General features: G+C 40.6%; 12 protein-coding genes. 8 read left to right on the forward strand and 4 right to left on the reverse strand.

What is annotated here, in order from left to right:
* Nucleotides 1-253: 253 nt before the first annotated feature.
* Both ACE01U_RS14700 and ACE01U_RS14705 read left to right on the forward strand, forming a co-directional pair.
* Entirely contained in the window at nucleotides 254-1288 is a 1035-nt protein-coding gene (locus ACE01U_RS14700; RefSeq protein ID WP_395579822.1) for a type I glyceraldehyde-3-phosphate dehydrogenase, read from the forward strand.
* Nucleotides 1289-1399: 111 nt separating this feature from the next.
* Entirely contained in the window at nucleotides 1400-1705 is a 306-nt protein-coding gene (locus tag ACE01U_RS14705) for a hypothetical protein (RefSeq protein WP_086207859.1), read from the forward strand.
* 9 nt (nucleotides 1706-1714) lie between these two features.
* On the opposite strand, the gene ACE01U_RS14710 is transcribed toward ACE01U_RS14705, so the two are convergent.
* Nucleotides 1715-2014 (reverse strand): AzlD family protein, encoded by a 300-nt coding sequence (locus tag ACE01U_RS14710; RefSeq protein ID WP_086207858.1) that lies wholly within the window; start codon nucleotides 2012-2014, stop codon nucleotides 1715-1717.
* Nucleotides 2011-2757: an AzlC family ABC transporter permease gene (locus ACE01U_RS14715; protein WP_086207857.1), complete on the reverse strand. Its 747-nt coding sequence runs from the start codon at nucleotides 2755-2757 to the stop codon at nucleotides 2011-2013. The genes ACE01U_RS14710 and ACE01U_RS14715 overlap by 4 nt, the downstream gene beginning before the upstream one ends.
* Nucleotides 2758-2920: 163 nt before the next feature.
* Here ACE01U_RS14715 and ACE01U_RS14720 point away from each other — a divergent pair, with 163 nt between their 5' ends.
* Nucleotides 2921-3376, forward strand: coding sequence for an Lrp/AsnC family transcriptional regulator (locus ACE01U_RS14720; RefSeq protein WP_086207856.1), 456 nt, complete (start codon nucleotides 2921-2923; stop codon nucleotides 3374-3376).
* 145 nt (nucleotides 3377-3521) lie between these two features.
* On the opposite strand, the gene ACE01U_RS14725 is transcribed toward ACE01U_RS14720, so the two are convergent.
* Nucleotides 3522-3929 carry an Lrp/AsnC family transcriptional regulator gene (locus ACE01U_RS14725; protein WP_087526553.1) on the reverse strand — a complete coding sequence of 136 codons (408 nt, stop codon included), beginning with the start codon at nucleotides 3927-3929 and terminating at the stop codon, nucleotides 3522-3524.
* Between the two features lie 132 nt (nucleotides 3930-4061).
* Between ACE01U_RS14725 and ACE01U_RS14730 the strand changes: the two genes are divergently transcribed.
* The gene (locus ACE01U_RS14730; protein ID WP_395579823.1) at nucleotides 4062-4607 is read left to right on the forward strand and encodes a cysteine hydrolase family protein; all 546 of its coding nucleotides are present in this window, start codon (nucleotides 4062-4064) and stop codon (nucleotides 4605-4607) included.
* A 72-nt stretch (nucleotides 4608-4679) separates the two neighbouring features.
* Here ACE01U_RS14730 and ACE01U_RS14735 read toward each other — a convergent pair whose 3' ends face one another.
* Complete coding sequence (locus tag ACE01U_RS14735) at nucleotides 4680-5189, reverse strand: hypothetical protein (RefSeq protein WP_086207853.1); 510 nt, start codon at nucleotides 5187-5189, stop codon at nucleotides 4680-4682.
* Between the two features lie 427 nt (nucleotides 5190-5616).
* Here ACE01U_RS14735 and ACE01U_RS14740 point away from each other — a divergent pair, with 427 nt between their 5' ends.
* From ACE01U_RS14740 to ACE01U_RS14755, 4 genes are all read left to right on the forward strand, one after another.
* Nucleotides 5617-6783, forward strand: coding sequence for an ATP phosphoribosyltransferase regulatory subunit (locus ACE01U_RS14740; RefSeq protein WP_086207852.1), 1167 nt, complete (start codon nucleotides 5617-5619; stop codon nucleotides 6781-6783).
* 69 nt (nucleotides 6784-6852) lie between these two features.
* Nucleotides 6853-8172, forward strand: a complete 1320-nt coding sequence (locus ACE01U_RS14745) for an adenylosuccinate synthase (protein WP_086207851.1) — start codon at nucleotides 6853-6855, stop codon at nucleotides 8170-8172.
* A 207-nt stretch (nucleotides 8173-8379) separates the two neighbouring features.
* Nucleotides 8380-8685 (forward strand): hypothetical protein, encoded by a 306-nt coding sequence (locus ACE01U_RS14750; protein WP_086207850.1) that lies wholly within the window; start codon nucleotides 8380-8382, stop codon nucleotides 8683-8685.
* Between the two features lie 184 nt (nucleotides 8686-8869).
* Nucleotides 8870-9643, forward strand: coding sequence for a M48 family metallopeptidase (locus ACE01U_RS14755; protein WP_086207849.1), 774 nt, complete (start codon nucleotides 8870-8872; stop codon nucleotides 9641-9643).
* Nucleotides 9644-9787: the final 144 nt, after the last annotated feature.

Consider the following 9787-nt stretch of genomic DNA (forward strand, 5'->3'; position numbering starts at 1 on the left):
TAAGGCGAATTGATGACATTTCTATGTATTCAATCGTTCTTTGATTTTGCGGGTTAATGTTGGATATTTATATCATTTGATAGAAAGAAAGCAGGTTGATAGCTCTAGTCAGGCGGGTCAATTTGTGACTTAAGGGTTCATATTCATCATCTTCACTGATGAATCATAGAAAAAGAAAGCTTAACCAAATCTATATAAATCCATTAATATAGGCCTGCTTTATCTTTCATCATTTTATAAATAAGGGCAAGTCATGCAACGAGTGGCGATAAATGGATTTGGTCGAATCGGACGTAATGTATTACGTGCTTGGTTTGAAAATCCAAAGAACTTTCAGTTTGAAATCGTCGCGGTAAATGATGTAGCAGATGTAGAAACCTTATTGCATTTATTTAAATATGACACGACTCATGGGCGCTTTCCAGGGAAAGTCGATTTAAGTTATGAAAATGAAAGAATTTATTTACATCTTTCTAAAGATCAGGAGCAGCTCAAAGTTGAAGTATTGTGTCAGGCAAACCCGCAAGATCTACCTTGGGCCAGTCTCCATGTCGACGTGGTTCTAGAGTGCACAGGTTTATTTCGCTCGCGTGAAGCAGCAACAGAGCATATCCGTGCAGGTGCAAAACGGGTCATTATTGGCGCGGCACCTTTTGATTCGGTTGATGCCGCAATTGTGTATGGGGTGAATCACCATGAGGTGAAAGCCAGTGACCAAATCATTTCCAGTGTGTCATGTACCACGCAGGCCTTAGTGCCTTTGGTTAAAATCATTGATGATGCTTTTGGTATTGATACTGCGCTCATGACGGAAATTCATGCGGTCACTGCTGATCAGTCTGTATTGGATCATGCCCATCGGGACTTAAGACGTGCTCGTGCTTCAGGTCAAAACATTATCCCGACTACATCGTCTGCTTTAGGTGCTTTAAAACAAGTCATGCCAAAAATGGCCGACCGTATTGATGGTTATTCCATCCGCGTACCGACCATTAATGTGGCGGCAATTGATTTGACCTTTATTTCGCAAACACCGATTACCGATCATAAAATCAATGAAGTGTTGATTCAGGCGGCGAAGTCAGACTACCGTGAAATTATGGATGTGACCGATGAACCCTTGGTGTCTTCGGATTTTAACCATTCACCGTATTCACTCATTGTTGATTTAACGCAAACCATGGTGGTAGGGCATCAAGCCAAGGTCTTTGCGTGGTATGACAATGAATGGGGCTATGCAAACCGCTTATTGGATTTGTGTGAATCTTTTAGTGCGTCATTAATCTAAAGGACTTTTCTACAGTATCTTTTACTCTGAAAACAAGATGATAGACATAGACCGCATACAGACTTGTGGGTATGATGAGTGTATAAACGAAAATAAAGAAGAGTGGTGCTTATGTTGATCTTAATTTGGGGATTTATTTTGTTGTTGGCGGTCGCAGTGGTGTTTTTAATTTGGTTTCAATTTAAAAATCAGACAGATAAAACTGACCCCTACGCAGAGCAACATCAGCTTCAGGAAAAAGTACACCATCTTGAAGAAAATTTAAAAAAGACTTTAGAGATTATGCAAGATCTTGCAAAAAAGATGCATGTGCAACAGGAAGTGATCGAGCAGACCACCTCTAAGTTGCAAAAAGTTGAGCTACAAAACGCTGAGTTGGTGAATATTCTCGCTAAAGCCGTACAGCCTGAACGCTAAAAATTAAGTTTAGATGAGCACGGTACGCAATAATGCCGCGCTCAGCATACTAATCACAACCGTTGGTAAGAGTGAAAAGCGTGAAGCTGCAAGCAAAGTGATAGCAATAGCGAGTAGATCTGCGACATTGTCCTTCACAAAATAAGGCGCAATCACTGAAATCAGTACGCAGCCTGGGACAACTTCTAAAATTTTCCGCTGTTTATTGGTAAGTGTTTTATTTTTCAGCAAAACATAGCCCAATATACGTGTCAGATAAGTGGTGGCTGCAACCAATAAAATTGCAACAAGAGTCGTGCCGTGAATCATAGCTCATCCTCCTGAATAAATATGAAAGCAGAGGCGATGCCACAGATTGCCCCAATAGGCACATACCAACCCGTCGGTAAATATAAATAAGCAATCGCTGCACTAATGAGACTAACCAGCCAAGGGCGTGCGGCGCTGAAGCCTTTCCACATGCCACGCAATAAAACCAGAAATACCGCAGCAAAGGCCATATCAAAACCGTAACTGTGTACATCTCCAAGTAAAGGACCAAGAATGGCACCTAAACTGGTAAAACTGACCCACATCAAGTACAGGGCAAAACAGATGCCTGCGTAGTAAGACATGCTAAAGGCCTGTTGTAGCCCAAATCTTTTCTTTTGTTCTGCATCGGCAAGAGCTGCTGCCCAACTTTCATCACACATGAAAAACAGAGCAGGGAAAACCTGTCGATTGGGTAAATGGCGTAAATAGGGCACGAGACTTGCACCCATGAGTAAATGACGGCTGTTGACTAGAAAAGTAATGAAAATTAAAACGAGAAAATTTGGTGGGTTGGTCCAGACCTCCAGCACAGCAAATTCGGAACCGCCCGCAAAGTTTAGGCCAGTAAAGAGTGGGACTTCTAAATGGCTAAAGCCTTTTTGAGTGGCTTGTGTTCCCAAGACCAAAGCAAAAGGAATAATGCCCAGCAGCATCGGGATAGACGTTTTAATTCCACGTTTAAACTCGACATAATCGCTGGAATCATTAAGTTCCTGAGTCGTATTTCTAAAGGAGAGCATTTTAAATCGCCTATACGTGCTATGTTTTGGTGCGGTAGGTGAATAATTTTAGGGTTTTTCCGAAGATATTTTTTACTTTATTTAGCTTAATATTAGGGTTGTTTAGCATAATATGCTGTAATTGGTTAAATATGAGCAAAATTATGCTTTAGGGATGGAATTTATGGACCAAACAGATAAACGTATATTACAAGTACTACAAGTCGATGGAAAACTTCAAAATAATGAGTTGGCTCAGCGCATTGGACTGTCTGCCTCACCGTGTTTGAGACGAGTAAAGCAGCTAGAAGAAGATGGGATTATTCGCGCTTATGTGGCGTTGGTTGATCCTGCCAAGGTGAATTTGCGATTGACCGTATTTGCACGGATTTGGCTCAAAAGTCAGGATCCGCAAACTGTGAACCAATTTGTCGAGTCGATTCGTGAAGTTCCAGAAGTGGTTGAATGTCATTTAATGGCAGGGGATTGTGATTTCTTTTTACGTATTGTGGTTGCAGATTTGGATGCCTATCGACAGTTTCAAATTCACCGTCTGAATAAAATTCCCAATATACAAAGTATAAAAACAGAAATTCCGTTGCAAAATATTAAACAAACGACTGAGTTACCCTTAGCTTAACGGGTTTAGTCGTGATGTATATTATCCAAGTTGAGTGCAAGCGCGATTAGAAACCTGTTCTGCAAATCAAAGGCGATTTTCCGCTTGGCAAACTTGATCACTACTCTGTGGGTTTCTACGTGAAAGGATGAGTTGTGAGTTAAATTTATAGCTCAATCGTTTTGACCACGCTGTCTACGGAATATTGTCCCCATGCGGAGAGCTGTTCAATAAAGTCATTCAATTGTCTTTGATGAAAGTGGCAGGTCAGCATATAGCATGCGGAGCCACAAACTTTATATGCATATTCAATTTGATCAAACTGTGCTAAAAAAGTTTCAAACTGTCCAAATTGATTATTTTCCATCATGATTCGAATAAATTGGGTCGTCTCATAATTTAAATCAACCGTATATTTTTGAATGAGACCTTCGTTTTGCATTTTTGCAATACGATTTCCTACCGCTTGACCTGTGCGATGAACCAATTCACCAATGTCTTTATGACTTAATCGGGAGTCATTTTTAAGAATCTTTAAGATTTTTAAGTCAATTGGATCTTGATTTGACAGCATAGATGATCGTTCTTTCACTCTGAAAACATTTATAGATACATTTTTTCATATTCAACTGCAAGAGCCGGTTTATTTTACTTATTCTATGGCATTGATACATCAGACTGAAATGAAGATGAGAGGGTGATTTAAATGAATAAAACAGCACTAATTATTATTGATGTTCAAAATGATTATTTTCCACAAGCTAAGATGGCGCTATATCAGGCTGAGCTAGCATTAAAGCAGATTAATCTTTTGGAAGACGCATTTTTGAAAAATAAACAGCCAATTATCTATATTCAGCATATTTTTAATCAACCTAATGCCCCATTTTTTGAAGCGGGCACGTTTGGTGTTGAATTACATTCAGGCTTGCAATTGACAGCAGATTCAATCGTGGTTGAAAAACATTATCCGAATAGTTTTTTTGAAACCAATCTAAAGACGGTGTTGGATCAGCTTGGTGTTGAAAAATTAGTGATTAGTGGCATGATGACGCATATGTGTGTAGATGCAACTTCCCGTGCTGCCGCGGAGTTTGGCTATGATCCAGTGGTTATTGCAGATGCAACAGCAACACGTGATTTGAGTTATGCCAATAAAACTGTGCAAGCAGAGGATGTACAGACTGCATGTTTAGCAGCTTTTCAAATGTTTTCGACGGTGGTGTCAGTAGATGAGTATTTAAACTCATAATTCTTAGATTTGAGTTGCTATGTTGAGGCAAAAGTACACAAGTGATTGGACGTGTACTTTTGCATTGACAACTTACTCTTCGTTTAAAAAGCCTTCTTTAATTTCTTTAGGCAGATCTGCATGCCACCATGCATAAATACTGGCTTTAATTTCTTCATCTTCTTCCGGATCATTTAACGGTTCATCGTCTTCGCGGACAAGCTCGTCTCCGTCGAACTTAAACCAAAACTCCCACGGATCATCATCGCCACAGCCCCATGCTTGTGTGTGAATGTCTGGAAGCAAGGCTTTCAAGAAGAATAAAATAGCTTCAATGAATTCATCGCCTGCTGAGCCATGAACAAAATGGGCAACTGAATAGCCTGCAATAGTGCCTAATGACTCAGGACCCAGATCAAACTCGATGTTATCAATTGTATTTAAAATATCTTCAGCCAGTTCAACACCATGTTCAGGGTTAATGTCACAGGTTAAAGTCGTAAATTGGCCTGCATCACCACGATGTTCTTGGAACAGCCGGTCTAATTTTGCCATGATTTGAGCATTTGCATGCTTGTAATATAAGTTGCTGTGCAATTCCATCAAACGTTCCCCAAGTGAAAATAGTGTGATTAAAATGGTCTATATAATGTGGTGTTGTATTTATTCTTGCTGTTGAATTGAGCAGGAGTATAAAATAACTTGCTTTTTTCGCAAGCAGTCTGTTAATGGGAAATAAAATATAAAACAATGTTTTAAATGATTTTTTTCAATATGTGACATGCTTCGGTATAGTCAGCAGTCGTTTGAGTTGCGATTTTGAGATGATTTAAAATCTAGCTAAGAATGAATGATTCAAAAGCAACAGATTTTATAGCGCGCTGGTTGTTAAAGTTGAAACGATAAATTAAATTTTCCGAAATTGTCTAATGCACAGCACATTGTATCGTGATAGACTAAGAGAAATCGGGTGTGCCCCGATTTTTTTATGCGGATTCGTTCCGCGCTGACAAGATTTTAGGTTTACAACATGCCCATTTCAGAGACATGGTTATTACCTGATGGTGTAGCTGATGTACTGCCAGAACAGGCGCAAGTGATTGAAACTTTGCGTCGTCAAGCATTAGATTTCCTCGCAACACGAGGTTATCAGTTGGTGTACACGCCATTCATTGAATATATCGAATCGTTATCTTCTCTTTCAGAATCGAATCAAGATTTAGACTTAGCCACCTTTAAAGTCATTGACCAGTTATCTGGTCGTTTGCTTGGTGTGCGTGCCGATATGACACCACAAGTGGCTCGTATTGATGCGCATGTACATCCAGTTGAAGGCGTTGCTCGCTATTGCTATGCAGGAACAGTCCTACATACCAAACCACAAGGCTTTAATACCACACGTGCGCCTTTACAATTAGGTGCTGAGTTATTTGGTTCAGATAGCATTGATGCTGATGTTGAACTGATCGACGTGATGATTAGCTTACTTGCGAAAGCAGGCTTTGCAGATGGTATTCACTTGGACTTAGGTCATGTGGGCTTATTCCGTAGTTTGGTGAAAGTTGCAGGCTTAAACAAAGCAACTGAACGTCAACTCTCTGATTTATATCAACGTAAAGCATTGCCAGAGTTGGCTGAATTTACTCAAGATTTGAACTTTGGTGCAGACTTTTATACTTTAGGGCGTTATGCAAGTGACTTAGATGCTTTGCAAACGCATTTAAGTGCAGCAGTGATTGCCGATGCTGAGTTTAAGCAAGCTTTCGACGCATTAAAAACCACACAGTCTGAAATTCAAGCGCGTTGGCCAAACCTACAGATGGGTATTGATGTGGTTGAACTTCGTTCATATCACTACCATACGGGCTTAATGTATGCTGTTTATGCGCCTAATCGTGCTGCGCCATTGGCACAAGGTGGGCGTTATGACGGAATTGGCGAGCACTTTGGTCGTGCACGTCCAGCGACAGGTTTTAGTTGTGACTTGTATGCGCTTAGCGCAGGGCGTTTTCAGCAAAACAGTTTAGTTGTTGCGCCGAAAGGAACACAAACAGATTTGCTCCAAGCGATTGAACACACACGTGCCAAAGGCATGAGCGTGATTCAACTTTTGGGTCAGGATGATTTAACTACACTTCCATATGCGACGCACCAATTGGTGAATGTTGCAGGTCAATGGACTGTAGAACAGATTTAATCACTTCTTCAGGTCAGTTAAAGCCTGAAAAGTTCTTCAATTTTAACAGCATGATGCAATGAGGCTATTATGGGCAAGAATGTTGTGGTACTCGGTACCCAATGGGGCGACGAAGGTAAAGGTAAAATCGTCGACCTGCTCACAGATCAAGCGGCTGCGGTCGTTCGTTATCAAGGCGGACATAACGCAGGTCATACACTTGTCGTTGGTGGTAAGAAAACTGTATTACACCTCATTCCATCTGGTATTTTACGTGAAAACGTACTGTGCTTAATTGGTAATGGTGTTGTACTTTCTCCTGAAGCGCTCATCAAAGAGATGGACATTCTTGAAAAAGAAGGCGTGCCAGTTAAAGAACGTTTACGTATTTCACCAAACTGTCCATTGATTTTGCCAAACCATATCGCATTGGATCAAGCACGTGAAATTAAGCGTGGCAATGCAAAAATTGGTACAACAGGTCGTGGTATTGGCCCTGCGTATGAAGACAAAGTTGCACGCCGTGCAATTCGTGTTGCAGACTTGGTACGTGGTGGTGAGCATCTTAAAGCTCAACTGACTGAATTACTTGAATACCATAACTTCCAATTAACCCAATTCTACGGTGTAGAAGCAGTTCAATTAGAAGATGTGCTTGCGCTTTGTGATCAATGGCGTGAAGTGGTTGCACCACTCGTGATTGATGTTACAGGTGAGTTGCATAAATACCGTAAAAATGGTGACAATATCATGTTTGAAGGTGCTCAAGGCTCACTTCTTGATGTTGACCATGGTACATACCCGTATGTAACGTCTTCAAACACCACAGCTGGTGGCGTAAGCTCAGGTTCAGGTTTGGGTCCATTACACCTTGACTATGTATTAGGTATCACAAAAGCATACACGACACGTGTCGGTGCAGGCCCGTTCCCAACTGAGTTGGTTTACGATGCTGCAAATGACGTAGGTGACGCTATTGGTAAGCACTTAGGGACGATTGGTTCTGAGTTTGGTGCATCTACTGGTCGTCAACGTCGTTGTGGTTGGTTTGATGCGGAAATTTTACGCCGTTCTGTGGAAGTCAATTCACTTTCAGGTATTTGCTTAACTAAACTAGACGTTCTTGATGGTCTAGAAGAAGTGAAAATCTGTGTAGGTTATGAAGCTGCTGATTCTGGTTGTGTTGGTTCTTCTGATGCGTTGGCATTTGAAACTTTAAAACCAATTTATGAAACGATGCCAGGTTGGTCTGAGTCTACTTTTGGTGCGAAATCAGTAGATCAGTTACCACAAGCAGCAATCAACTACGTTAAACGCCTAGAGCAATTAATTGAATGTCCAATCGACATTATTTCTACTGGTCCAGACCGTGAAGAAACAATTATCTTGCGTCATCCGTTTGAAGCTTAAGCGCTAAACACCCATAAAAACCCTGCCTTTGTGCAGGGTTTTTTAATGGGTGCTACAGGAGAAAGTTAGGCATTAAGCTTATATTTAATATGGATATAAACAGTTGAACTACTATAGTTTTCCAGACTAAAGTTGCATGAATAAGCACGACATCATGTATAAGTGCTTGTTAGAATAAAATTCAAGATAAACAGATGAGCAGGCAGGATGCAAAAGAATATCGCAGGAACTATTTTTTACTCACTACTTTTTGCTATGGGTGGTGCGCCAACAATCGCGATGATGATTATTCAGGGGCAAACCACTGATCCTGATGTTATTTATAGTGCGCTGATTGGGCTGTCTGTGATTATTGCTTGTATTTTGGTGCCAATCATTCTTATTCAAAATGCATTTTTATTTGCTAAACGTAAAAGTCAAACGCTTGAAGAAAAAATTGAGCCATTAAGCCATCTATATTTGGGCTTAAATATTCTGTGTCTGGTCTATTGGCTTCTGATTCAGTTTCTGTAATAACTTTAAGTTTGGAGTCTGACATTTGTTGTGAATTTGGCTTTGTTGAATATGCATAGTGATGAAGCTGTTTTTACATAATTGCTATGATAAAACATGCTTATGATATTTAACACTTTAGATCTATTCATTATAATTCAACACATTATGTGAAGTGCTTTAAAATGGATGGAGTTAAGCCATAATGAAAAATAAAATATTAATGAGTCTGTGCGCAGCAACGGTGGTCACCATTTCTGGTTGTGCAACTTTTGCGGAGGTTGCAGGTGCGGATACAGCAACTTTAAATGCAGCAGCAACTCAAGGTTTTAACAAAACTGTAAATGAAGCAAAAACCAACAAAACTTTGGACACTTCATCGAGCACGTACAAGCGTATTTATGGTGTATTCAATCGCTTGAAGCCTTATGCTGATCAGATGAATCAAACAGGCACTCGATTTGACTGGCAGTTGGCTGTACTTAAGTCAAATCAAGTCAATGCTTATGTAGCGCCTGGTGGTAAGGTGGTGTTCTATACGGGTATTGTGGATAAGTTGAACCTTACTGATGCTGAAATTGCAGCAGTGATGGGACATGAGATGGTGCATGCTTTAGAAGAGCATTCAAAGAGTAAAGTTGGCGCACAAGCATTAACTGACTTGGCTTTGGGTATTGGTCTCAGTGCTGCTGGTGTGGGTCAAACTGGGACAGCTGCGGCGCAGTTAGGTAGTCAGATTGGTATTGGCCTGCCGTATTCGCGCAGCTTAGAAAGCCGCGCAGATGAGGGCGGTTTAATGTTGATGGCGCGTGCAGGTTATAACCCACAAGCGGCAATTAGCTTATGGGAGAAAATGAATAAGCTCGATGGGGCTGGTGGTTCTTCATTCCTTTCGACGCATCCATCAAATAGTCAGCGTATTGAAGCGATGCGTAAGAACTTAGCCGCTGCACAAGCAGTTTATAATCAAAGACGTTAATTTCTTTTTGAGCAAAAAAGGACGCTAAGGCCACTGCTGTCCCATAGTTAGACTTAAATAAAAAAACCTGAGTCCAAAGTAGTTAAAATATAAGTGCGAACAAACACTTCAACTACAAGGATTCAGGTTTTGTCACATCAGAAT

Origin of the sequence: Acinetobacter halobius (genome assembly GCF_044130335.1) — a bacterium.
GTDB lineage: Bacteria > Pseudomonadota > Gammaproteobacteria > Pseudomonadales > Moraxellaceae > Acinetobacter.

Bases quoted from the DNA above. Each gene is read 5' to 3' on its own strand.
- ACE01U_RS14755 (WP_086207849.1), top strand. From the start codon at position 8,870: ATGAAAAATAAAATATTAATGAGTCTGTGCGCAGCAACGGTGGTCACC.
- ACE01U_RS14710 (WP_086207858.1), bottom strand. From the start codon at position 2,014: ATGATTCACGGCACGACTCTTGTTGCAATTTTATTGGTTGCAGCCACC.
- ACE01U_RS14735 (WP_086207853.1), bottom strand. From the start codon at position 5,189: ATGGAATTGCACAGCAACTTATATTACAAGCATGCAAATGCTCAAATC.
- ACE01U_RS14725 (WP_087526553.1), bottom strand. From the start codon at position 3,929: ATGCTGTCAAATCAAGATCCAATTGACTTAAAAATCTTAAAGATTCTT.
- ACE01U_RS14705 (WP_086207859.1), top strand. From the start codon at position 1,400: ATGTTGATCTTAATTTGGGGATTTATTTTGTTGTTGGCGGTCGCAGTG.
- ACE01U_RS14730 (WP_395579823.1), top strand. From the start codon at position 4,062: ATGAATAAAACAGCACTAATTATTATTGATGTTCAAAATGATTATTTT.
- ACE01U_RS14700 (WP_395579822.1), top strand. From the start codon at position 254: ATGCAACGAGTGGCGATAAATGGATTTGGTCGAATCGGACGTAATGTA.
- ACE01U_RS14745 (WP_086207851.1), top strand. From the start codon at position 6,853: ATGGGCAAGAATGTTGTGGTACTCGGTACCCAATGGGGCGACGAAGGT.
- ACE01U_RS14740 (WP_086207852.1), top strand. From the start codon at position 5,617: ATGCCCATTTCAGAGACATGGTTATTACCTGATGGTGTAGCTGATGTA.
- ACE01U_RS14720 (WP_086207856.1), top strand. From the start codon at position 2,921: ATGGACCAAACAGATAAACGTATATTACAAGTACTACAAGTCGATGGA.
- ACE01U_RS14750 (WP_086207850.1), top strand. From the start codon at position 8,380: ATGCAAAAGAATATCGCAGGAACTATTTTTTACTCACTACTTTTTGCT.
- ACE01U_RS14715 (WP_086207857.1), bottom strand. From the start codon at position 2,757: ATGCTCTCCTTTAGAAATACGACTCAGGAACTTAATGATTCCAGCGAT.